Consider the following 25557-nt stretch of genomic DNA (forward strand, 5'->3'; position numbering starts at 1 on the left):
GATGCTACAATTACAAAACATTTCAGTTGATTATGTAACACCTCACGTTGTAAAGATTTCATTATATCGTGAAAGACAAGCAAACTCATTATCTTTAGCGTTATTAGAAGAGTTACAAAACATATTAACTCAAATAAGTGAAGAATCAAATACTCGTGTAGTTATTCTAACGGGTGCTGGTGAAAAAGCATTTTGTGCCGGAGCTGATTTAAAAGAACGTGCTGGCATGAATGAAGAACAAGTTCGCCATGCTGTTAGTATGATTCGCACTACTATGGAAATGGTTGAACAATTACCGCAGCCAGTAATTGCTGCTATAAATGGAATCGCACTTGGTGGTGGTACGGAATTAAGTTTAGCTTGTGATTTTAGAATTGCTTCAGACACTGCAAGTCTTGGTCTTACTGAAACTACACTTGCAATTATTCCAGGAGCAGGTGGTACGCAGCGTTTGCCAAGATTAATTGGTGTTGGTAGAGCGAAAGAATTAATTTATACAGGCAGACGTATTTCAGCGCAAGAAGCGAAAGAATATGGTCTAGTAGAATTTGTTGTACCAGCTCATTTACTTGAAGAAAAAGCGATTGAAATAGCAGAGAAAATTGCTAGTAATGGTCCTATTGCTGTTCGATTAGCAAAAGAAGCAATTTCAAACGGTATTCAAGTTGATTTACATACCGGATTACAAATGGAAAAACAAGCGTATGAAGGTGTAATCCATACGAAAGACAGATTAGAAGGATTACAAGCATTCAAGGAAAAACGCACACCAATGTATAAGGGGGAGTAAATATGTTAGACCAAAAACAACAATCGAATACATTTGAAGAACGAGTTGAAACGATTAAACAAGGCGGTGCACCAAAATACCATGAACAAAACAAAGCAAAAGGAAAACTATTCGTTCGTGATCGCTTAGCTCTTTTATTTGATAATGGTGAATATGTAGAAGATGCATTATTTGCAAATTGTGAACAAACAGGATTACCTGCTGATGGTGTTATAACGGCAACGGGTAAAATACATGGGCGTACTGCATGCGTGATGGCAAATGATTCAACGGTAAAAGCAGGATCATGGGGCGCACGTACAGTTGAAAAGATTTTACGTATTCAAGAAACGGCCGAAAAATTACGTGTTCCGTTATTTTATTTAGTTGACTCTGCTGGAGCGCGTATTACTGATCAAGTAGAAATGTTCCCAGGGCGCCGCGGTGCAGGAAGAATCTTCTACAACCAAGTGAAATTATCAGGAAAAATTCCTCAAGTATGCTTATTATTTGGACCTTCTGCAGCTGGTGGTGCATATATTCCAGCCTTTTGTGACGTTGTAATGATGGTAGAAGGGAACGCATCTATGTATTTAGGATCTCCTCGAATGGCTGAAATGGTTATCGGTGAGAAGGTAACTTTAGAAGAGATGGGCGGAGCTCGTATGCATTGCTCTGTATCAGGATGCGGAGATGTTTTATGTAAAACAGAAGAAGATGCGATTACACAAGCAAGACAATACATTTCATATTTTCCAAACAACTACTTAGAGAAGACTCCATTGGTTACACCTCAAGAACCGAAACAATTCGAAAAAACGTTAGAACAAATCATTCCAGAAAATCAAAATGCTCCTTTCAATATGAAAGATCTCATTAATAGAATTATTGATGAAGGTTCTTTCTATGAAGTGAAAAAATTATTTGCTCAAGAACTAATTACAGGCTTAGCACGTATTGATGGTAAGCCAGTTGGTATTATTGCAAATCAACCGCGTATGAAAGGCGGCGTATTATTCCACGATTCAGCTGATAAAGCAGCGAAGTTTATTAATTTATGCGATGCATATCATATTCCATTATTATTCCTTGCAGATGTACCTGGATTTATGATTGGTACGAAAGTGGAGCGTGCTGGTATTATTCGCCACGGTGCAAAAATGATCTCTGCAATGAGTGAAGCAACTGTACCGAAAATTTCTATCGTTGTTCGTAAAGCTTATGGTGCTGGTTTATATGCAATGGCAGGCCCAGCCTTTGAACCAGATTGCTGCCTTGCATTACCGACAGCTTCTATTGCGGTAATGGGTCCAGAAGCTGCTGTCAATGCTGTATATGCAAATAAGATTGCAGCTTTACCAGAAGAAGAGCGTGATAGTTTCATTGCTGAAAAACGCGAAGAGTATAAGAAAGATATTGATATTTACCATTTAGCATCAGAGATGGTCATTGATGGTATTGTTCATCCAAACAATTTAAGAGAAGAGTTAAAAGGACGATTCGAAATGTATATGAGTAAATATCAAGTATTTACGGATCGTAAACATCCTGTTTATCCAGTTTAAAAGCCCTATTTAGGGCTTTCTTGCTCAAAAAGTCAAGGAGGGGAAAGCATTGAAACAAGCAGTTTGGTTTCCAACAGAAGAGTATAAAGAAAAAACGCGTTTATATGGTTGGATGAAATCATTGGGCTATGAAGATTATGAAACGTTTTATAATAAATCTATTGAAGAAACAGCTTGGTTTTGGGGAGAAGCTGAGAAAGCGGTTGGCTATCAATGGATGAAACCTTATACAGAAGTGCTAGATTTAGAAAATGGTACGCCGTTTGCACAATGGTATAATGGCGGAACATGTAACGTTGTAGAGTCAGTTTTATCACGCTGGCTTGCAGATGATGAAACAAGAACACAACCAGCACTTCAGTATGAAGGGGAAAATGGAACTTCAAAATCATTTACATATGAAGAACTTGATAGCTGGGTAAGTCGTGTTGCAAACGGTTTGAGACATACGGGTATTGAAAAAGGTGACCGTGTAACAATTTATATGCCGATGATTCCAGAAACAGTTGTTGCGATGCTAGCTGTAATGAAAATCGGAGCAATTATTTCACCAATATTCTCAGGATTTGCGTCTGATGCAGTCATGACACGTGTGCAAGCAGCAGGGTCAAAAATGATTATTACTGCAGATGGTTTTTCACGCCGCGGTAAAATTGTTTCATTAAAAGATGAAGTAGATAAAGCTTGTGAATATTGTCCAACTGTTGAAAAAGTCGTTATCGTGCGTCATGCAGGAAACGAATTTACACCGCATAATTATGATTTTTCATGGAGCACGTTAGAAAAAGAAAAGCCATGTGTACATGCTGAAGAAATGCATAGTGATGATCCGTTAATGCTCATTTATACATCAGGTACAACTGGGAAACCGAAAGGAACAGTACATACACATGCTGGTTTCCCTTTGAAAGCTGCATTTGATGCAGGTTTTGGGATGAATATAAAACAAGGTGACCGCGTATTATGGGTAACTGATATGGGATGGATGATGGGACCATTTCTACTATTCGGCTCTCTCATAAATGGAGCAACGATGGTTATGTACGAAGGTGTACCTGACTTCCCAGAGGCAGATCGTTTATGGAAGACAGTTGATAAATATGAAATTACACATCTCGGTATATCACCAACATTAATTCGTGCGTTAATGGCGAAAGGTGATGAGTATGTAAATAAACATTCGCTTAAGAGTTTAGAGGTATTTGCTTCAACAGGTGAACCTTGGAATCCAGACCCTTGGATGTGGCTATTTGAAACGGTTGGAAAAAGTAATGTACCGATTTGTAACTATTCAGGCGGAACTGAAATTTCTGGTGGGATTTTCGGAAACGTCCTTATTAAACCAATTGCACCGATAAGCTTTAACGCTTCTTTACCAGGAATGGCAGCGGTTGTGCTCGATGATCAAGGTAATCCAATTCGTGATGAAGTTGGAGAATTATGTTTAGAGAAACCTTGGGTTGGTATGACGAAAAGTTTCTGGGAAGACGATGAGCGTTATGTGAACACATATTGGTCACGTTTTGAAAATAAATGGGTTCATGGTGACTGGGTAATTTATGATGGTGAGCAGTATATTATTACAGGACGCTCAGATGATACGTTAAACATTGCTGGGAAACGTATTGGACCTGCTGAATATGAATCAATTCTTGTAAAGCATATTGACGTCATAGAAGCTGCCGCGATTGGTGTACCTGATGAAGTAAAAGGTGAAGTTTGTCATTGTTTTGTAGTATTAAGGGACAATGTAACATTCACAGTAGAGTTAAAGAAGGAATTAATGAGTTTAGTAAACTCTCATATTGGAAAAGCATTATGTCCAAAAGATATTCACGTTGTAGAAGATTTACCGAAAACACGTAATTCTAAAGTGATGCGACGCGTCATTAAAGCTGCTTACTTAGGAAAAGAATTAGGTGATTTATCATCACTTGTAAATCCTGAAGTAGTTCCGTTTATTCAGGGATTACAGTCTAGCAAATTATAAAGGTAGGTATGAGCTCTATTGAATTAGAGCTCATTTTTTTATTGAGTAATATAAAGACCTTGCAGAATATGAAAACATGAAGGAAAAAATTATCGAAATCGAATATGGAAGTAAAACTCTGAGTATATAATTGTTTTGTATGTCTTAAATTTGAAAATAGAAATTAGACTCTGTTAATCTTAAAAATTATAGCGTTAATTACGGTTGCATTATGTTTGTTGTAATGCAACTAGCTAAAAATTTATCATTAAATGTAAGTGAACCCTCAACTGTGAATGGCATTACAATTGTTAGATTTTTACTCACATAATCAAATCCAATTTCTTGTTCGCATTCGCCGCAATTAACTGAAGAAGATATAAGTGTACCAGATATAATATTATAGACAATGGTTAAACAGACTGGTTGAGTTAACCCTGGTAATACACAAGGCATTGTATTTTGACCTCCCTTTCTATTCATAGGAAATGTAACGGATTCAATCTTTGGAAATGATTAACAAATTAGATTATAGTGTTGAAGCAAAAAATAATGTACAACAGGATTTGAATTGTAAATTTAAAATAGAAATACAGTGTAGGTTTTGATTGTCGATTTAGGAGGGGAGAGGGGAAATAGTAGTGATACTTCTATTTCCCCTTAGAAATTACATAGATTAAGGTTGTGTTAAATTCGTTGTTACGCAACTTGCTTGGAATTTGTCATTGAATATAAGAGTACCTTCACCAGTAAATGGCACCCTTATAACTAGATTTTTACTAGTATAATCGAATTCTGTTTCTAAAGTACACTCTCCGCAATCAACAGTAGAAGATATCAGTACACCCGATGAAATATTATAAACGAGCGTTAAACAAAGTGACTGTGTTAATCCAGTAATAATACAAGACATTCTATTTACACCTCCTATGCTACTTATTAATAATAGTAAATGTAAATGGGACAGTTTTTGAAGCGGTAAATGCGGAAAAACCAAAAAAAATGATAGAGTATTCTATTTATTTTAATGATATTGGAGTTGCAAAATAGATTTAAATAGTAAGTTGATAGATTTTACTTAAATATAAATTAAAATTAAAATGATAATTTTTATAGGTGTAAACTGGCATCTAATAATTGGAGTCCAGTTTAATATTTTAACTAGGACTATAATTATTAAAGGAAAACCTTTATTGTGATTACATATATCTAAAGGGTTTTAATTTGGGATAGAAAAGGCCAAGAATCTGTTTTTAAGTAAAAGATTTAGTACAAAAGTTTGTTTTTTCTTTTTTATGTTTTTGCCTCTTACACATTGAAGCTAGTGGACATACTATATTAATAGAAATGATTAGGGGGTGAGATTATGGGGTATCGTTATAATAATTATAAAAAGAAGTGTACGTGTAAACAGGATGATTGTTGGGATGCTTTCGAAGAATGTAAAAAAGAACAAGAAGAACAAAATAAAGCATGCGATTGTTGCTGTGTACAAGGAATTAAAGATGAACTTAAAAAGTTAGTAAACAGAGCAGTGCGCATTAATACAGGAAGTAATGAGTATGCTGGAACTGTATCTTCAGTAACTTGTGATGTTGTAAGGCTTACTAATAGTGCTGGAGTAGTTACAATTATATCTGTCTGTAAAATTGAAGCGATTGTACCGTTATTAACATAGTAAAAAAGAATAATTTTGCTTTTTGTAAAGCCATTCTTTTGAATGGCTTTATTTTAATTCCATATAAAGGAGAAAATATTCTTTATATAGAAATAAGTTTGAGGTTAAAAAGTATGATATACGAAAGGAGCATAAAATTGATTAAACTAGCAACCTTTAAAAAGTCTGATTTCAAACAATTAATAGATTGGATTGATTCTGAAGAATTTTTAATTCAATGGTCGGGAAATGCATTTGCATATCCCCTAAATGAACAACAATTAGAAAAATATATAGAAAGTGCAAATACACTTGCATTCAAAGTGATAGATGAAGAGACTAAAGAAGTAATTGGTCATATTTCACTTGGACAAATTGACAATATAAATAATTCTGCGAGGATTGGAAAAGTGCTAGTTGGTGATACGAAAATGAGAGGACGTTCTATAGGGAAACATATGATGAAAGCAGTACTACAAGTTGCATTTGAAGAATTAAAACTACATAGAGTAACCCTTGGTGTTTATGATTTTAATACGTCCGCCATCGCATGTTATGAAAAAATAGGATTTGTAAAAGAAGGTTTATTACGAGAGTCAAAAAAAGTAGGAGAAACGTATTGGAATTTATGGGAAATGAGTATGTTAGAATATGAATGGAGCGATAAAGAATAATAGTTATCTGTAATTATATTATGTTAATTAAATGGGGTATGGTGGGGAATTATGAATAATAAAACGAAAATCATTACAATTGCAGCTGTTTCAGTAGGAGGTAAAACTACTGTTACAGAAAAATTAACTCGAAAGCTAACAAATTCAAAAGCACTATATTTTGATAGCTATCACTTTGAAAAATGTCCTAGTGATATTTGTAAATAGATTGATGGTGGAGCAAATTATGATGAATGGGTGCTTACACCATTAATTCATGATATTCAGCATCTTATAGGAGAGGCGAATGTAGATTATATTATTGTAGATTATCCTTTTACATACTTAAATAGTGAAATGCGAGAATTTATTGATGTAACAATATTTATCGACACACCTTTAGATATTGCGATGGCCAGAAGAATTTTGCGAGATTTTAAAGAAGATACAATTGATGAAATACATAATGATTTGAAACATTACATGACATTTGCGAGAAAAGCTTATATAGAGGCAATTCATACTGTTAAGCCGAATTCGGATATTGTATTGGATGGCTCTTTATCTATAAGTGAAATAATTAATCATGCTATAGAGGAACTTGGCCTGAGAGAAGTGATTGTCAATGATTAAATGTATAGAGGAATATGTGCAAGTTGACGATTTTAAAATGTATACGAAAAAGTTCCAAGGAAAGAAGCTGCAGCCAGTTATTATAATGGAGGCAGGTTATGGCGATTATTCAAAGGCATGGGATCATATTGTTGAAGAGTTGACGGAATATGGGACGGTACTTACATATGATCGAGCGGGCTTAGGGAAAAGTGGGAAGAGTTCTAAGAGACGTATTAGTTCTGAAATGGTAAAAGATTTAAGGTGTTGCTTAGCGCAATTACAATTGAAACCACCTTATATTTTTGTAGGACATTCTTTTGGCGGTATAAATGCACGTTTATTTGCGACTTCTTATCTCGAAGATATGTTGGGAATCGTTTTGGTGGATTCGACACCGGAAAATTATAAAGAAGATTTTCTGCCAATCATGTCTCCAGAATTTCAAGAAGCTTACTATAAACAGTTTGTATATGAAAGTTCTTATGAAGAATTTACATTTAGTTTAAGTGAAGTAGATAAACATTGTAAATCAATGAATGATATTCCACTTGTCGTGTTAGCTGCGGGTAAAAAAGCTTTTTATTCGCCAGATACACAAATGAAATGGTTGCAATTGCAAGAAGAATTATTACGATTATCAAGCAATAATAAATTTGTAATTGCAGAACACAGTGGTCACTATATTCAAAAAGATGAGCCATATTATGTGATAGATGCGGTTAAGTGGATTATTGGGTAGTGGAGAGATAAATGTGTACACTTTATTTCAATATAATTGGCAAGTAAGAGATGATTGGTTTAAGTGGTGTGAACAACTTTAAGAGGAAGAATTGCTCCGCAAGCGTGTAGGTGGTGCAGGAAGCATTTTAGAAACATTATTCCATATTGACGATGTTCAATACAGCTGGATTAGCGCACTTCAAGGAAAAGAAGATAATGAACCATAGTTTAAAGATTATCAATCAATACAAAAAGTAAAAGCGTTATCTGATTTATATAAACGAGAATTAGATGATTTTTTGCAGTTGTGGTCAACTAGACTAGAATGTAAGATATTAAAAGCTTCGTGGACAGATAAAACATATACATATGGTGAAGTATTAAGGCATGTAATTGTGCATGAAATTTACCATATTGGTCAGCTATCTATATGGGTGAGAGAGCTAAATCTTCAGCCTGTTTCAGCGAATTTAATTGGAAGAGGACTATAGATTTTAAAAATGGCTTGCACTGTAAATTCAAGTCATTATATAAATCAGAAGATTTCTTAATTGAAATCCTCTGATTTTTTTTGACGTATATGTAAAAACATTAAAATTGTAATAATGAAGAAAATCAATAATGTTTGTATGATTAAATTTTTAAACTGAAGCAAAACTGTCCAAGATGTAACAGCATCTTTAAAAGCTTGGAGTGCAGAGTAAGAAGGTGGATCAAAACCGTACTGTAGTAATTTTTTTGTTTCAATAAAAGTACTGTTTTCATCAGCAGCATCTAAAATTACTGAAATAAGTCTAGTATCATCTCGTTTTGCTGTACTAATAAAACTATAATTACTATTAGGTGAAAAACTAGTTTGTAAGCCGTCAACACCTTGGAGTTTAATGTTTTTATTAAGGGAATATATCATTTTATTTGTGTTGAAAACTTTTAAATCTTTGAAGGTAAATTGGTAAGAGGTTAGTTTCGTAACATTCAATACATCTGGAAAGTCTTTTACTAATTGTGACGCTAGTTTTGCTACGTCTATCGCTGTCGTAGTTGACTGTGTATCCGTATCGTTATTCATTCCAGTAGCATTTAGAAAAGGGGAAGGGTGTGATAACTTTAGTTGTTTTGCTTTTTCATTCATTAACGATGTAAAGTTATCTTCGTTTCCAGCAATGTGTTCTGCAAGGGCAAGTGCGGAACGATTATTCCCTGTCAAAAACAATGCATGAAGTAAATCACGAACCGTCGTTTTATCTTTCGAAGTTACTTGTATACGACTCGTTTCTGTTCGGAAAACTTCGTTACTTATTTTTACTAATTCATCTAACTGTATTTTTCCTTCATTCAGTTGTTCTAGTACGATATACTCTGTCATTAATTTAGGTAAAGTAGCTGATTGTATAGGGATTTCTTCATTTTTCTTATAAATAACTTCACCTGAATTAGCATCTATTAAAATAGCTGATTTAGCTTGAATAATTGGACCATTTACATAAAGATAAAAATATAAAACGATAAGTGCTGTAATAACAAAAGATAATAATAAAATTGTGAACTTTTTCAAGAATTGCATAAGCGATCCTCCTATTATGACATCAATAATAGTATTGTAAAAAGGAATGTTTAATTAGGAAGAAAGAAAAGGTAAAGAATTTCTAAAGAATTATAAAGGATTATTTAATATTGGATATTGATGGAAAATAAAAGGTTCAATTTCTTATATGGTAAGAAATTGAACCTAAAAAATGATAGTATTAACATTTATACGGGAGTAGTTTTACAGTGAAAGTTGTTTTTTTGTCATCACTATAAACTTCAATTGTTCCTTTATGCAATTCGACAATACTTTTTGCAATTGCCAATCCGAGTCCAGAGCCACCAGTGTTTGTAGAGCGCGATTTCTCAACACGATAAAAACGTTCAAAAATATGAGGTAAATCGGTACTTGGAATAGGCTGGCCGTAATTTGTTATATCAATTGCAATCATATTATTACTTTCATAAGCAGTAATATCAATATATTCACCATCGTTACCGTAAGCGATAGCATTAATAATTAGATTTTCAAATACGCGAACTAATTTGTCACCATCAGCTAATACCATTAGTTTTTGAGATGGGAAAGAAGGGCGACATTCTATATTAGCTTCTTGAACCTGTATGCGGAATTGAACAGTTAATTGTCCAAGTAGCTCTACAATATCAATAGGAGCAGAATATAAACTTAACTCTTTATTTTGAACACGTGTATATTCAAACAAATCATTCATTAATGTATTAAGACGGGTTACTTTATCGTAAATGACTTGTATATAATAACGTAATTCCACTTCATCTCTATAATTATCATGGTGGATTAAATTCACGTATCCAACTATAGAGGTAAGAGGAGTTCGTAAATCATGTGATACATTTGTAATAAGTTCGCTTTTTGCTTGTTCAGCCTGTCTTTCTTCATCAATTGAGACTTTCAATTGTTCAACGATTTGATTAACCCCGGTTGCTAACTCTTCCAGGTAATTATGATGTACGATAGAAACTTTATGATTGAAGTTACCATTTGCAATATAACGAATCTCTTCTATCATTTTTTTTATACAAGTTTCATAGTAAAGCTTTCTTTCATGACGATAAAAAATGTATAGGTAGGATGAGAAAATAGTAAATAAAAACAAATAAGATACAATCATCATCCATAGAGATTCTTTTATTCCTTTATATTTTTCATAACCAAAAATTCTAATGAATTCTTTGCCGAGTTCACTTAATGTAAGTGAACTTTCAATTACACTTGTAACAAGACGATATATAATTAATTCAGTAATAGGGGTAAGGGTGATGGCTAACATGAACCAAAAAATCAACTTCCATTTTGGGATATCTTTTAATATATCAAATGCTTCATTTCTCAATTTTATAGCCTACTCCCCAAACAGTATGAATAAACTTCTCTCCATTCATTCCTGTTTCAAGTTTATCTCGTAAATTACTAATGTGGACCATTACAGTTTTATTTGAACCATAACCATCTTCATTCCAAACGCGTTCAAAAATTTCTTCGGAACTAAATACTCTCCCAGTATTACTAGCAAGTAAATACAAAATATCAAATTCAATAGATGTAAGTTTAATGTATTCTCCATTTACTTTAACTGTATGGTTATGTTTGTGTATTTCAGCGGAACGAATATGTATAATACCATCTTCATTCTTTTGAGATGTAGCATTTTGGAAAGATGATCTTCTTAGCAAAGCTTTCACTCTAGCTACTAATTCTAATGGATTGAATGGTTTAATCATATAATCATCGGCACCTGTCATAAGGCCTAATATTTTATCCATATCTTCTGCTTTTGCACTCAGCATTAGAATAGGTACAGTATTATTCTCACGAACTTCCTGGCAAACTTCTAATCCATTTCGTTTTGGCATCATAATATCCAAAATCATAAGGTCAACTTCATATATAGAAATCATTTGTAATGCCTCATCGCCATCGTATGCTTTATAAATGTTATAACCCTCATTTCGCAAATAAACAGCAAGTAACTCAACAATTTCTTTATCATCATCAATAATTAATATGTTTTTATTCATTATGTAGTTCCTTTCCTTACAAATCATTAACATTACTATAATATCAAACATTTATGTATTTTGTAGCAATGATTCCACATAAAATTTCATGTAACGTATAAAAAAGGGATTAAAACATTCATAACGAATACAAATAAAAAGGATATTTAAATACAACGTTATATTGAAAGTTAGGAAGAAGGGGACATACGATGTTATATAAGGATATATATTCATTTACTCCAACTGGAAAAATTGAAACTGATATAAAAGCTTTTCTATTAAAATACAATAAATAAGTTACATATAAACATTCAATTCGAGTGGCAAATGAGTCTCGTAAAATTACGGTTATGTATCATATTAATGAAGAAAAGGCAGCAATTTCAGGATATTTACATGATATTAGTGCAATCTTTCCCAATGAAGATCGGATTATAGTTGCTGAGCAATTTGGAATAGAAATATTACAAGAAGAACGAGCATTTCCAATGATTATTCATCAAAAGTTATCGAAAGTAATTGCAAAAGAGATACTTAAAGTGGACGATGAAGAAATATTAAATGCAATTTGTTGTCATACTACACTACGTAAACATGCAACGAAAATGGATTTAGTGTTATTTGTTGCTGATAAAATAGAATGGGATCAAAATGGAGCACCACCACATTTAGCAGAAGTAAAAAAAGGGTTAGAAAAATCTTTAGAACATGCTGCTTTTGCATATATTTCATATTTGTGGGAGAGAAAAGATAAGTTGAAAGTTTTACATCCTTGGTTAGAAGAATCATATTGGCAGTTAAAAGAAATTGTAGAGTAGAAAGGGTATAAGAATGCAATTAAAAGAATATATGAATCAAACATTTCCTGGGGTTACATTAGTACCACATATATACTTTCAGTGGGAAAATCGTTTGCATTTTCATTTTGGGAAAGGGAAAGACCCATTTGTCGAAAGAACCGATGATGTAAATATGGAATACTTCACTCAACTTTATACATATAATAAATACTTATTTGAAGATATATTTTCAAAAGAAGATGGAGTGTTTTTAGTAACAAATGTTTATCGATTTAAAAAGGAAAATGTGAAAAATCCGCAGAAAATAAATGTATACAATAGTTTTATTAAAAAGAGGGATTTAAATTTCAAGTTAAGACAAGAAACATTACCTTTTTTATTTGAAGACGAAGAAGCTGATTTATATTGTACATATCAATTTTCGTTAAAATGTTTTGCTAGCGATATAAAGTATAAACAGTTTATTCAAGCTGCAAATCATGAAGATTTTCCGGGCATTTATCCTCGTTTTGGACGGAATAAAAGAAATTTTTTATCCTTTTCGGCAAGAAGACTCCATCTGATTTGTGTTACGGGTGAAACCCAACAATTCAGGTGGAGATGAATTGCCGTCAGTTAATAAGGCTGAACTTTTTTGTTTCTTTTTGTCTTACGATACAATCTACCCTTAAATAAGGAGGGAATAGATCGTAAGAAAACGAAATTGAATAATGATAATCATAATCATTCGGTTACTTGAGCCAAAAGAAATTACGATGAAGACTATATTCACATTTTGTTCCGTTTCGCTTCAAATATTATCTTAGGAAAGAAATAATTTTAATAAACTCTCTGAGAAAGGTGGTGAAAACAATGGTTAAAAAGAAAGCAGTGAAAGTATTGCGGAAACAAAAGAAAAGAGAAAACATGCAACGATTCACGCAGAAACAAAATATCGGACGAGCTTGTCTTACCGCAAAAGAATTTCGTTTACTTCAGCGCATGTCACATAGTTCAAAAGCGTTGCGAAATGTTGGATTGTATACGATGAAACAAAGTTACCTGAATAATAACAGGATGGCTACTATAAAAGAAGTGGACACTGCCATGCAAGCTGATATGAACTACTGGGGCATGCAATCAAACTCTGTTCAAGCCATTCGTAGAGCCTTGTATGCAGAAGTAAAGAGCTTTTTTAAAGCCTTGGAACAGTGGAAGAAACATCCTGAGAAGTTTACAGGTCGCCCTAAGTTTCCGAATTATTCTCGTTCCACTGACAAACGAATCATTGAAATCTATCAAGTTCCAAAAGTGGATGAGAACGGATTTTGGATGATTCCGATGAGTGTTGCATTCAGGCAAAAATTCGGTTCCATTAAAATACGTATGCCGAAAAACTTACGACATAAAAAAATCTCCTACATTGAGATTGTACCGAAGCAAAAAGGTCGGTTCTTTGAGGTGCATTACACATATGAGATGCACGTTTCTCAAATGAAGAAATCACCCACGACTACGAGTAACGCTTTGAGTTGCGATTTAGGTGTAGATAGATTAGTAAGTTGTGTAACGAATACAGGTGATACTTTCTTAATTGATGGAAAAAAACTAAAATCTATTAACCAGTACTTCAACAAAATGATACGTAATCTCCAGCAGAAAAATATTGAAAACGGAATTTCAAAACGAGTTGTAACGAATAGAATGGCTGCACTTTGGCATAACCGAGAACGACAAATAAATGGTTACATTTCACAAACGGTAGGTCTGGTGTTCAAAAAAGTGAAAGCATTTGGCATAGATACGGTTGTAGTAGGATATAACGCTGGTTGGAAACAAAAATCTGATATGGGAAAAAAGAATAATCAAACATTTGTTCAAATCCCATTTCATAAACTGATTGCAGCAATTGAGAATAAATGCAAAAAAGAAGGCATCCGATTTTTGAAACAAGAAGAAAGCTATACCTCTAAAGCTAGTTTTCTTGATAAAGATTTGGTTCCAGTTTGGACGAAGGATGATAAGACGTATTATCGCTTTAGTGGCAAACGAATGACTCGTGGTCTGTACCAAAGTAAAGCAGGAACATGTATCCATGCTGATATTAATGGTGCGCTGAATACCTTGAAAAAATCAAAAGTTGTAGAATTGGAGGAAAGTCTGAAAGTGAAAACGCCGATTCTATTAGAAGTGCAAAAACGTAAGGCTGTTGCTTCACGCATAGCTTAGTGGGTGCGTCAACCATCCATGTGTACTCGACTTGTCGGGGCTTGTAGTGCACGCCGGAGTCATCTGAGTGGTGGCTTCTTTCATAAGGAAGAACTGCTCTTTTTCGAAAGGGTGGTGCAAGTGGGAAAACAATCTTTCGTTGCCAGTACCAACCAAAAACATACTTGGGGTGTTACCGTAAGGTGGCATGAATGCTAGAGCGTCAAACTGTCTAGCGATAGGCGAAAAGACCTAGCGTTCGAACTCAAGCCCCCACTGAAACGATTCATTTCAGTGGGGGTAGTTGACCCAGATGTATTTCTTATTAATGCAACAAAAGATATTATCATGTTTATTTACGATGATAGAGGATGTGAAGTAATTGCGAAGAATAAAGAAACAATACGAAATTTATATGAGAAATATAAAGAGTGGATTCCAGATTATGAACGAGAAAGTATAGATAAATTATTTACATGATAACAATAGGGGAAGTGAAGCATGTAATGAAACGTATTGCAATCGTAGCCGCATGGGAACCAGAACTTACGTATTTGCATCAATGTTATCCAAGTGAACGTATTGAAAAACGAGCAGCTTGGGAATTTCATTTTCATTATATTAATAATCTGGAGATTATCTCCGTAATAACTGGAGTTGGCAAAGTAAGCTGTGCTAGTTGTGTGCAATTATTAATTAGTGAGTTTCAGCCAGATGAGTTGTTTATGACAGGAATATGTGGAAGTCTATCAAATAAGGTGAAAAATGGACATATTGTAGTAGCCCTTAATGCAATACAACACGACGTTACTGCTGCTGGTTCGGGGGAAGATGTTTTTAATTTATATAATGGTAGGACAGCACCTATTGAAACGACAAAGTCACTTGTAAGAAGAATAAAAAAGATCCGATCTTATGATCCGATTCATTATGGTACATTTTTATCTGGAGATCAACGTATCCGTAGTTCAGAAATGAGATATTTACTCCATACTGTATATGGAGCATTAGCGGTTGATCAAGAAGTGGCAGCTTTTGCTTATGTGTGTCAAATCAATAACAAACCTTTTCTCAGTTTAAAAGCTGCATCAGATCAAGCGAATGATAAAACGAAAGAGGAACAAAAAATCTTTAAAATGTTAGCGTGTGAACGAGCGTGCGAGCATTTAATTACATTTTTACGTGTACATGAGATTAATGTAGTAAATAATAGATAGTAAGAGGGGTTAATATTGGAAAGTACAAATAAAATAGCTATTCTGGGTGCAAACGGAAAAGCCGGGAAATTCCTTGTAAACAAAGCGTTAGAAAAGGGATATCAAGTAAAAATATTAACAAGAACTTCTAATAATATCAAAATAACAAATGAAAATTTAGAGATTATTAATGGAGATGCACGTGATTTTTCTTCAATACGGGAATTACTTAAAGGTTGTCGAGCTGTAATTAATGCGGTAGGTCAACCAAAAAATGAATCTTATATTTTTAGCACAGTAACAAAGCATATTTTAGAAGCAATGAAAGAATTTGAAATAAAAAGATATATACTAATTTCTGGAGGTTCTTTAGATGTTACAGGAGATCAAAAGGGAATTGTAAATAAAATAGGAGCCACCTTGTTTAAAGTATTTTTATCAAAGATGATGCAAGATAAATATAAAGAATTGCAAACTATTCAAGATAGTGATGTAGATTGGACAATTGTTAGATTACCATTTGTTATGGAAGGGAAGGGCATTGGAAATATAAAGGAGAGTTTAGTAGATATGCCAGGAATCAAAATTCAAAATAGTGATATTGCACCGTTTGTTATAAAACAAATTAATAGTGAGAGATATGTAGGGAAGTGCCCGTTTATATCAAATTAATTGGTAAAATTAAAAGAATAATTTGTAGATTAGAACTAGTACATTTTATTTATTCGAATGTTAAGATTAACGCGAGTAAGTGGGGGATAATTTTATATGATTCAATATAAAAGAGGCAGTGAAGTAAGTATAGATTTAGTATATGAAGCATTTAAAGATGGCTTTTCAGATTATATTATTAAAATGGAAGTTTCAAAAGAAGATTTTATAAAAAGATTTTTTGGAGCTGAAGGGAATTCACTAAAACATTCCTTTCTTGCTGTAGACGGTAACAAATCTGTTGGTGTAATACTTGGCGGGATAAAGGATTACGAAAACATAAAAACAATGCGCTGTGGAACATTAGCGGTTCATCCTAATTACCGCGGTATTGGTGTGAGTCAAAAGTTATTTGAACTGCATAAAGAAGAGGCGCTTCAAAATGAGTGTAAGCAACTTTTTCTTGAAGTCATTGTGGGCAATGACCGAGCGATTCATTTTTATACGAAATTAGGCTATGAAAAAGTGTATGACCTATCTTATTATAATTTAAAAGATATGACTAAAATAATAAATAAAGAGTGTAAGGGAATTGAAGTAAAACAATTAGATTTTCCATCTTTTAAACTTGAAATTCAGAAATGGTTACACTTCCATATAAATTGGCAAAATGATATGGAGTATATCGAAAAAACAAATAATACATTTTACGGCGCATATGTTGATAATGATTTAAAAGGTTCAATATGTATGAATGAACAAGGTAAAATCAGTTTTCTTTTCATAGACAAAGACTATAGAAATCGTAATATTGGATCAAAATTATTACAAGTAGCAACAGATGAGTTGAATGTAACAAGTTTATCAATTGGGTTTCCAAACAACAATTTACTAGAAGGATTTTTAAAGAAAACTGGATTTGAAAAGAATTCTTTAGCACAATATGAAATGTATGTTTTGATATAAAAAGCGGAAGGAATTATTCTTACGCTTTTTATTTTTGTACTATATTGATATTTTACTTTGTATAATATTCTATTTTTATGTAAAATAGATAGGATGGGAGGGGATGAAATGAATAATGAATTAAAGTTTAAGATTTTTGAATTACATTGTTTCGTTCAAAAAACTTATTCTGATATTAAAACAGCATGTGATATTGCTATTTATCAAGAAAACACTTCAAAATATTTAATTTCATTAGGATTTTTAAATAAATCATATATGACTTATATAGAATCAAAAAGGTTTTATCGTGAAAATGAAGAACTTGTAAGTGTAGAATTTGATAATTTCTTTGATACATATGATAAAGTAGAAGAGGAATTAAAAAAAGTTATTTCAACTGAAAATAAAAATCCGTCATTGCTACATAGCAGATTTGATCAGTTTCAGCAGAAAGTTGAAAATATAAATGACCTAATAAAAGTAATGGAAAATGCTCGTTAATGAATGGCTTTTTTCTTTTTAAATAAAAATTATGCATTAAAAATATATTAGGGATATTACATATTGAAGGGATGACTTTTGTTTGCTACAGAAGTCATTTTTTTATAATATGGTTTTGTGTAATGTGTTGTAATTTTTATTTTTCTATTTTTAATAGGAATACATTTAAGCAGTTTCATATTTTAGGAAATTATACGAGGAAAATAACATGAAAAATAAAAAAGAAATAGCTATAGTTGTATTAACAACAGGATTAGTCTTAACAACTGTAATACCGTATGGAGTAAGTTATGCAGAGGAAAAGGGTCAAATGCAAGTTAAAATTCAAGAGGATTCGTTCCGTGCAGGTGAACTTACACAACCATCACAAAAAACACCTGAGAATGTAGTAAAAGATGCACTTAAGGAAAAGACGGAGCATGCTTTGTCTCCAAAACAAGTTAGTGGAGACGAAGGGGTAGATTACAAGGTTCTTCAAAAACGTGAGGCTTATGATGGGACTACACTTGTTCGTATGCAACAAATATATGAAGGAAAAGAAGTATATGGACACCAATTGACTGCTCATGTAGATAAAAAGGGTATTATTAAAAGTGTTTCAGGAGAAAGTGCACAAAATTTAACTCAAGAAAGTTTAAAGAATGTAAAAAATTTATCAAAAGAAGAAGCGAAGCAATATATTTATACGAAGTACGGAAACGATATTAAATTTATTTCTGAACCAGAAGTTAAAGAAGTTATTTTTGTTAATGAAAAGAATGGGCAGGCTAGCAATGCATATCAAGTTACATTTGCTGCTGCAACACCAAACTATGTATCTGGGACATATTTAGTAAATGCTCATAATGGTGATATGTTGAAAAATATGGTGCAAGAGTCAGATTTAAAAGTAAGTGAAGAGCATGTTGAAGCTATTCAGGAGAGTAAAAAAAGCAATTTTAAATCATTAACTGGAACTGGAAAAGATGATTTAGGTATAACTCGTACATTCGGTATTTCCGAACAAAGTAATGGGAAATATGCGCTTGCTGATTACACAAGGGGGCAAGGAATTGAGACTTACGATGTAAATTATAGAGATATTATTTCTGAAGAAAAAAATTATCCTGGTATATTAGCAACTAGCACATCAACAACATTTAATGATCCAAAAGCGGTAAGTGCTCATTTCTTAGCAACAAACGTATATGATTTTTATAAAGAAAAATATAAGCGTAATAGTTTTGATAATAAGGGGAAAAAAGTAGTTTCAGTTGTACATGCATGGGATTCTAGAGAAACAGATGATCCTAATAATTGGGGAAATGCATTTAGTGCTAATATTAACAATGTTAGTATGCTTATATATGGTGATCCAATGGTTAGAGCGTTTGACATAGCAGGTCATGAATTTACACATGCGGTTACATCTAGTGAATCTAATCTTGAATTTTTTGGAGAATCTGGCGCAATTAACGAGGCGTTATCTGATATTATGGGAACGGCTATTGAGAAATATATAAATAATGGGGCATTTAATTGGACAATAGGAGAACAAAGTGGATCAGTTCTCCGTAATATGGAAAATCCATCTTCAATCAAATTTTTTGATGGAGTACCGTATCCAGATGATTATAGCAAATACAGTGATTTAAACGGAGAAGATAATGAGGGCGTTCATTTCAACTCAAGTATTATTAATAAAGTCGCGTATTTAATTGCAAAAGGTGGCACACATAACGGTGTAACTGTAAATGGTATTGGTGAAGATAAAATGTTTGATATTTTCTATTATGCAAATATAGATGAATTGAACATGACTTCTAATTTCTCTGAATTAAGAATAGCGTGTCTTAAAGTTGCGACAAACAAATATGGAGCGAACTCAAATGAGGTTGAAGCGGTCCAAAAAGCTTTTGATGCAGCAAAAATTAAAGGAACAGTGAAAAAAGAAAACGAAAAAGCTGCAGAAAACCAAGTCCCTGAATTAAATGTACCGCTTACAATTACACTGCGTGTTGGTGATATGTTTGACCCGATGAGTAATGTAAAAGCTGTTGATAAAGAAGATGGTGATTTAACAAATAAAGTAAAACATAAGGGCGATGTAGATACTTCTAAACCAGGTACATACATAGTGGACTACTCGGTCGTTGATTCTCAAGGAGGGAATGCAACGGCTACACAGAAGGTAATTGTAGAGGGAAATGGAGAAATATTAGATTTAAACCCTACATTAACAGTGCCTACTGCAGCGACAATTCATGTAGGAGATTCATTCGATCCAATGGCAAAAGTAGTAGCTATGGATAAAGAAGACGGCGATCTTACTTCTAAAGTAAAAGTTAATAGTGAAGTAAATACCTCTAAATCTGGTACTTACGTAGTAACGTACACAGTGACAGATTCTAAAGGTCATGAAGTAACTGCGGAACAAACTGTAACGGTCAAAGTTAGAGAAGAAGTTAAAAATGAATTACCAATACTAAAAGTACCTGCTACAACTACAATTACTAAAGGAGATCAATTTAATCCAATGGCAAAAGTATCAGCTACTGATAAAGAAGACGGTAATCTTACTTCTAAAGTAACATATGAAGGTATTGGAGATACCACTAAAGCTGGTACTTTTGAAATAATATATAGTGTCACAGATTCTGTAGGTAATGAGGTACATACAGTACAAAAAGTATTAGTGAAGGATAAAGACACTAGCAAAGCTAAAGCTCTTACTAATAACAGTAATAACGGTAATATCCCGAACAACAGTAATTCCGATAAAAAAGTATCTACATATAAAGAACTTCCAAACACAGGTGCCAGTACAACTAACAGTACAGCAATGGGCATATGGATGGTTATTGCAGGTACAGTACTCGCATTGGTTCGCAAATTTAGAAAGATACAAAAATAATAAATAATACGGATTATTCGTTTGAAGAATAGAGTACAAAAATAGTTGTGTATCATGAACTGATTCCATTAAGTTAGTTAGATTATTGCATTAGGGGATTTTTAGGGATTGAGTTTGATATTGTCCAGAACTCATTTTTTGTTAAAACAATCACTATTTATTCTTAACTTATTGTAGAAGGTGGAATAATAGTAAACATAGAATATATTAATAATTAAAATGTTTACGAGGTGAAAGTTATGGCAATGATACAAGAAGACATTAAAGTAGTAGTCGGAGCTGGAGTGTTTAATAATAATCCAGGTTGGATTCAAACGCAAGAAGATGAACTTAATTTACTAGATAAAGCTACGTGGGAAGAAAGATTTGAATACAATTCTATTTCAGCTATTTTAGCTGAGCATGTATGGGAACACCTTACGTTTGAAGAAGGTGTAAGAGCAGCAGAAATTTGTTATGAATTTTTAAAGCCAGCAGGGCACATTCGGTGCGGTGTTCCTGATGCGTTTTTCCAAGATGAAGCGTACCAAAATATAGTTCAAATAGGCGGACCAGGTCCGAAAGATCATCCAGCAGCAAGTCATAAAATCGTTCATAATTATAAAACATTAACGCAAATGTTTGAAACTGCTGGATTTGAGGTGGTTTTACTTGAATATTGTGATGAAAATGGTCAGTTTTATTACAACAAATGGGATGCAAACGACGGTGTTATTTTCCGTTCTAAAAGGTATGATTCTAGAAATAAAGGCGATAAACTTGGTTTTCCATCGCTAATTGTCGATGCGATTAAGCGCTAAATCATTCAACAAAAACAAGAGTAAATTCTATCATTTCAAAAGTCGCAAATGCGGCTTTTTTTGTACGTAAGTTTATATTTAATAAGGAAATGGACATACATGATATTTAATTCCTAACAAAATATAACTTGATTTAGAAAATATTTAAGTTTTTCAGCGCCATTAATTTTAAATTAATACTTCGGTGACATAAATATTTATTTTATATTTATATTCGTGTAAAATAAAGTGAGAACATACATTCTATATAGGGGGTAATCAATATGATAGCTGAAATTCAAAAAGTAACCGATGGATATATTGTAAAATTTGAACGCCAATTTCCATATACAATAGAGGAAGTATGGTCTGTTTTAACGGAAAACAGTAAGCTTAAAAAATGGATGTCTAATTTACAGATTGAAAGCCTTAAAACAGGTGGAATAATCAAGTTTGACATGATGGACGGTTCATTTATAAATATTGATATTTTAGAGTGCCAAGTAAACTCAGTACTTGAATTTACCTGGGATAAAGATCGTGTCCGATTTGAAATACATAAAGAAAAAAATGGTGCTCTTTTCCTTCTTAAAGAGTACATTCATGAATTAACGGATCATACACCGAAAGATATAGCTGGTTGGCATATTTGTTTAGACCTTTTTTCTTCCGTTCTAGAAGGAGAAGAAAAAGAATTTTCTAAAGGTGAATGGCAACAATGGTTTGAAACATATAAGGATAAGATTAAGATCCTTGAAGTGAGAGGATAATTGTATAAAAGGTTATATTCATTATGTAATTATTACACCGTAAAAATGAATTTAATGAAAAATAAGAATAGAGGTTAATATGAAAGTAAATCAATTAATTGCTAATAACATAAATAAATTAGATACAGTGATTCCATTTAATAAGTCGTTTGGAATAGCTGGTTTATCAGGATCGGGTAAAACAACTTTTTGTCAAACAATTGGCGAAGAATCAAAAAAACGATTAGTTTCTTTATTGCCAAAGGCTGAATATCAATATTTATTTCCTAATATCATGGAAACGAATTTTAGTGCTATTAAGATGGAGGATATGCCTTTAGTACTTTTTCTAGGAAAATCATCAATTTCTTCCAACCCACGTTCAACGATAGGTACGCATACTGGTGTATTTACTGAAGTTCGCGAAAAACTTGCCGAGGTATTTCATCTTTCCCCTGAGGTCTTTTCATTTAATAATCAGTTAGGCTGGTGTACTGGTTGTAAAGGCCGTGGTACTACTAAAAATGTTGAGTGTAAAAAATGTAAGGGCAAACGTTATAGTGAAGAAATCGAACAACATACTATAGATTTATTTGCTAAACCACATACAATTTCAAATATTAATGATTTAAGTGTTGAGTCTATTCTTTCGTTAGCGGAAGAGTTAAATATTAGTGAACCAAAGCAACATATACTGCAAAATATAATTAATATGAACATTGGTTATTTAACATTAAATCGAATTATGGGTACGTTGTCAGGTGGAGAGTTAACACGACTTTATTTGGCTGAATTCATGGCAGTAAGTGAAAATGCTGTAATTATTATTGATGAGATTTCAGTTGGGCTTGATCATGAAACATTATTACAAATATTAGAAGAGATTAAGCAGTTAGGGTGTAAAAATCAAATTTGGCTCATCGATCATTCAGATACAGTACTGAATACAACAGATGAGCAATTATTCTTTGGACCTGGTAGCGGAAAATATGGTGGACAAATTGTGAACGAATCACCAAGACCAAAACCAATACTGTCGGATCTAAATAAAGAAATACCAACAGAATATTATTCATTCCAAGAGTTATATTGCCGTAATATCCAAATGGCGGAGTTTCAAATTCCTAAAAATAGGCTTGTAACGGTTACAGGAGAATCTGGATGCGGGAAATCTACACTTGTCAATGAATGTTTAGCTGCAGATTTCATGAAACGATATCCAAAAGATAAATTAGTTATGGTAGGACAAGATCGAAATCAATCCATTACAAGTCGATCAACTGTAGCCACTTTCCTAGATATTAAAAAGAAACTAACAAAGTATAGTGAAGAAATTGATGATATTTTTGAGCGTTCGATTGAGGATATTATAGATGAACTCCCAAATGAAGATATTGCGTATAAACGCTTGAGTCTACTAATTAAATTAGGACTTGGTTATTTAACGTTAGAACGAAAAACACAAACATTATCAACAGGTGAGTTTCAATGTGTTCATTTAGTTTCGGAGTTATTTGCAAACACTAGAAATCCACATACATTATTTATTTTTGATGAGCCTTCAAAAGGTTTATCACAAAATATTTTAAATCAATTTATAGATAGTGTTAGAGGGATATTGCAAGATGAATCAGTCTCTATCATTATGATTGAACATAATAGTTACATGTTAGAAAGCTCTGATTATATTGTAGATTTCGAGAAAAGACAGATTGAAGCTATAAATCATCTTGATGTAGTAAGTCATGAAGATTATTATCGTCAAAAAAGTAGTGTGAATAATGCTGAGCAAATACATATTTCTTCAGCACTTAAGCATAAAGAAGGCGTTCACTATTTAGAAGGAAATCATATTAACTATTTTAAAAATGCCGAAAACATTTATAAGGGTGGTATTTTAAAAAGTTTATCATCAATGGCGCGATTAATTTATGGTGAATATGAATCGGATACAATTGCACCTGTTGTTGCTATTGATCTTGAAAGACATTTATATAGTCAATATAGTTTCTTATATGAGATTGGTGGACTTATTAATCATATGGTAGCTGCTCATCCAACTAATAAAGATACGAGAAGTTTTGATTTCTATTCACAGGACAATCACTGTCCATCTTGTTCTGGACGTCTTCAAATTGAAGTTTTCGATAAAGAGATTACAATTCAAGATAAAAACGTTCCATTTTGGGACGGTTTATTTGATCCAGAAATCATGAAAGTATTAAAATTTTATCAATATGAAAAAATAGAATTTTTATTTGAAGAAATTAAAAATGAGCTTGGTCACGATTTATCAAAGAGCTATAATGATATGTCAGAAGAAGAAAAGCATACTTTTTGGTACGGATATTTTGAAAAATCATTTTATGATAAAAAAGGAAAGACACGCAGAACATGGGTAGGGTTTAATACAATTATTGGTGGATATATTGTTATTTCAAAAGCAGCTATTAAAGAGGAAATTAAGACTTCTAAAGAAATGATGACATGTCCAATTTGTGAGGGAACGGTATTAAATCATCAAAAACCGCTTAAATTTGCTAACTTCGATATTCGTGAAATTATCAATCAACCAGTTGATGAAGTGTTGGAAATAGTCGGTGATTTACCTGCACTTCATAAATTGAAATCTATTGTTGGTGGCGATATGAAATTGACAGAAGATGTTTCGTCATTGCCAAGAAAAACACAGGTTGCACTGAAAATATTTGAATTAGAACAGGCAAGCTTTTCAAACTATGAAATGGTGTTACAAAATGTCTTACCATTCTGGGATGAAATAAAAGGAAATATTGAATCCATTAGTGTTCATAATCAAGTAACTGTTTGTGATTTCCCTAATGTATATGAAACGAGAGAAAACATTATAGATAAGTATTTCACAAATGGTAAATATAAAAAACTTACGTATGTATACGAAGCGTTTGGATACAAAAAGTTAGTTACCCAAATTAATAAAATAAAAAAAGCTAACCCATGTCCATTCTGTAAAGGAAAGAAAGTTATAACGGAAGATAATCTTCATGATGGTGTGTTTAAACTAACAATTCCATGTGTAACTTGTACTGCAACTGGTATTAATGACGAAGGACTAAAAGAAGTTGTTGAGGGTGTGGATGTACAAACATGGTTAACTGGACAAGTTAATGATATTGTGGATGAAAGTTTATTAACAGAAGCTGTTTCGCAAATACCAATTTTTAATCGCATTCGTGAATTGGATAAACGAGATATGATGGCAGTTTATGAATGTCTTGAGAGTAATCAGTAAAGTTTTATTAATTTATGTGTTATTAGCATAACTAATATAAAACGTATATTCTTTATAATGTTCA

At 32.7% G+C, this 25557-nt stretch carries 21 protein-coding genes and 4 pseudogenes; 20 read left to right on the plus strand and 5 right to left on the minus strand.

Translation table 11 applies throughout. The features are described 5' to 3' along the window. Position 1: 1 nt before the first annotated feature. Genes FS742_RS04760 through FS742_RS04770 form a run of 3 tightly spaced genes read left to right on the plus strand, consistent with a single transcriptional unit; the run spans position 2 to position 4324 of the window. Positions 2-790, plus strand: coding sequence for an enoyl-CoA hydratase (locus FS742_RS04760; protein WP_144611403.1), 789 nt, complete (start codon positions 2-4; stop codon positions 788-790). 2 nt (positions 791-792) lie between these two features. After that, positions 793-2334, plus strand: coding sequence for an acyl-CoA carboxylase subunit beta (locus FS742_RS04765; protein ID WP_144611404.1), 1542 nt, complete (start codon positions 793-795; stop codon positions 2332-2334). A 49-nt stretch (positions 2335-2383) separates the two neighbouring features. Then, the gene (locus FS742_RS04770; protein WP_144611405.1) at positions 2384-4324 is read left to right on the plus strand and encodes an AMP-binding protein; all 1941 of its coding nucleotides are present in this window, start codon (positions 2384-2386) and stop codon (positions 4322-4324) included. A 198-nt stretch (positions 4325-4522) separates the two neighbouring features. Here FS742_RS04770 and FS742_RS04775 read toward each other — a convergent pair whose 3' ends face one another. Further along, a complete protein-coding gene (locus FS742_RS04775) occupies positions 4523-4759 on the minus strand; it encodes a hypothetical protein (RefSeq protein ID WP_144611406.1) in 237 nt (78 codons plus the stop codon). Between the two features lie 220 nt (positions 4760-4979). Further along, a complete protein-coding gene (locus FS742_RS04780; protein ID WP_144611407.1) occupies positions 4980-5216 on the minus strand; it encodes a hypothetical protein in 237 nt (78 codons plus the stop codon). 453 nt (positions 5217-5669) lie between these two features. Here FS742_RS04780 and exsK point away from each other — a divergent pair, with 453 nt between their 5' ends. The 5 genes and pseudogenes from exsK to FS742_RS27465 all read left to right on the plus strand — a co-directional run bounded on the left by exsK (position 5670) and on the right by FS742_RS27465 (position 8439). Further along, positions 5670-5981 carry an exosporium protein ExsK gene (gene exsK, locus FS742_RS04785; RefSeq protein ID WP_144611408.1) on the plus strand — a complete coding sequence of 104 codons (312 nt, stop codon included), beginning with the start codon at positions 5670-5672 and terminating at the stop codon, positions 5979-5981. A 113-nt stretch (positions 5982-6094) separates the two neighbouring features. After that, positions 6095-6634 carry a GNAT family N-acetyltransferase gene (locus FS742_RS04790; RefSeq protein ID WP_144611409.1) on the plus strand — a complete coding sequence of 180 codons (540 nt, stop codon included), beginning with the start codon at positions 6095-6097 and terminating at the stop codon, positions 6632-6634. A 51-nt stretch (positions 6635-6685) separates the two neighbouring features. Continuing rightward, positions 6686-7246 (plus strand): annotated as a pseudogene (locus FS742_RS04795) (nucleoside/nucleotide kinase family protein). Beyond that, a complete protein-coding gene (locus FS742_RS04800; protein ID WP_144611410.1) occupies positions 7239-7967 on the plus strand; it encodes an alpha/beta fold hydrolase in 729 nt (242 codons plus the stop codon). Before FS742_RS04795 ends, FS742_RS04800 begins: the two are co-directional and overlap by 8 nt. A 13-nt stretch (positions 7968-7980) precedes the next feature. Next, positions 7981-8439, plus strand: a pseudogene (locus FS742_RS27465) (DinB family protein). Positions 8440-8495: 56 nt separating this feature from the next. On the opposite strand, the gene FS742_RS04815 reads toward FS742_RS27465, so the two are convergent. The 3 genes from FS742_RS04815 to FS742_RS04825 form a co-directional block, all read right to left on the minus strand. Further along, on the minus strand, positions 8496-9512 hold the full coding sequence (locus FS742_RS04815) for a D-alanyl-D-alanine carboxypeptidase family protein (protein WP_144611413.1): 1017 nt from the start codon (positions 9510-9512) through the stop codon (positions 8496-8498). Positions 9513-9693: 181 nt separating this feature from the next. Beyond that, positions 9694-10851, minus strand: coding sequence for a sensor histidine kinase (locus FS742_RS04820; protein WP_144611414.1), 1158 nt, complete (start codon positions 10849-10851; stop codon positions 9694-9696). Beyond that, the gene (locus FS742_RS04825) at positions 10841-11536 is read right to left on the minus strand and encodes a response regulator transcription factor (protein ID WP_144611415.1); all 696 of its coding nucleotides are present in this window, start codon (positions 11534-11536) and stop codon (positions 10841-10843) included. Before FS742_RS04825 ends, FS742_RS04820 begins: the two co-directional genes overlap by 11 nt. A gap of 191 nt (positions 11537-11727) precedes the next feature. On the opposite strand from FS742_RS04825, the pseudogene yqeK reads away from it, so the two are divergent. The 12 genes and pseudogenes from yqeK to FS742_RS04890 all read left to right on the plus strand — a co-directional run bounded on the left by yqeK (position 11728) and on the right by FS742_RS04890 (position 25493). Continuing rightward, a pseudogene (yqeK, locus tag FS742_RS04830) lies at positions 11728-12336 on the plus strand (bis(5'-nucleosyl)-tetraphosphatase (symmetrical) YqeK). A 13-nt stretch (positions 12337-12349) separates the two neighbouring features. Beyond that, a complete protein-coding gene (locus FS742_RS04835) occupies positions 12350-12922 on the plus strand; it encodes a DUF3885 domain-containing protein (RefSeq protein ID WP_260869611.1) in 573 nt (190 codons plus the stop codon). A gap of 248 nt (positions 12923-13170) precedes the next feature. Further along, complete coding sequence (locus FS742_RS04840; RefSeq protein WP_144611416.1) at positions 13171-14526, plus strand: RNA-guided endonuclease TnpB family protein; 1356 nt, start codon at positions 13171-13173, stop codon at positions 14524-14526. Positions 14527-14814: 288 nt separating this feature from the next. Continuing rightward, a pseudogene (locus FS742_RS04850) lies at positions 14815-14985 on the plus strand (DUF3885 domain-containing protein); the annotation flags it as partial. After that, complete coding sequence (locus FS742_RS04855; RefSeq protein ID WP_144612064.1) at positions 14985-15722, plus strand: phosphorylase family protein; 738 nt, start codon at positions 14985-14987, stop codon at positions 15720-15722. The pseudogene FS742_RS04850 and the gene FS742_RS04855, both read left to right, overlap by 1 nt. Positions 15723-15737: 15 nt before the next feature. Next, positions 15738-16373, plus strand: a complete 636-nt coding sequence (locus FS742_RS04860) for an SDR family oxidoreductase (protein ID WP_144611417.1) — start codon at positions 15738-15740, stop codon at positions 16371-16373. A 96-nt stretch (positions 16374-16469) separates the two neighbouring features. Further along, positions 16470-17318, plus strand: coding sequence for a GNAT family N-acetyltransferase (locus tag FS742_RS04865; protein ID WP_144611418.1), 849 nt, complete (start codon positions 16470-16472; stop codon positions 17316-17318). A 108-nt stretch (positions 17319-17426) separates the two neighbouring features. Then, positions 17427-17801: a hypothetical protein gene (locus FS742_RS04870; RefSeq protein ID WP_144611419.1), complete on the plus strand. Its 375-nt coding sequence runs from the start codon at positions 17427-17429 to the stop codon at positions 17799-17801. Positions 17802-18009: 208 nt separating this feature from the next. Beyond that, the gene (locus FS742_RS04875; protein ID WP_144611420.1) at positions 18010-20694 is read left to right on the plus strand and encodes a M4 family metallopeptidase; all 2685 of its coding nucleotides are present in this window, start codon (positions 18010-18012) and stop codon (positions 20692-20694) included. A gap of 239 nt (positions 20695-20933) precedes the next feature. Next, positions 20934-21494, plus strand: a complete 561-nt coding sequence (locus FS742_RS04880; RefSeq protein WP_144611421.1) for a class I SAM-dependent methyltransferase — start codon at positions 20934-20936, stop codon at positions 21492-21494. A gap of 263 nt (positions 21495-21757) precedes the next feature. After that, a complete protein-coding gene (locus FS742_RS04885; protein ID WP_144611422.1) occupies positions 21758-22243 on the plus strand; it encodes an SRPBCC family protein in 486 nt (161 codons plus the stop codon). 79 nt (positions 22244-22322) lie between these two features. Beyond that, complete coding sequence (locus FS742_RS04890) at positions 22323-25493, plus strand: ATP-binding cassette domain-containing protein (RefSeq protein WP_144611423.1); 3171 nt, start codon at positions 22323-22325, stop codon at positions 25491-25493. Positions 25494-25557 lie beyond the last annotated feature (64 nt).

It is taken from the genome of Bacillus cereus (genome assembly GCF_007678085.1).
GTDB lineage: Bacteria > Bacillota > Bacilli > Bacillales > Bacillaceae_G > Bacillus_A > Bacillus_A cereus_BE.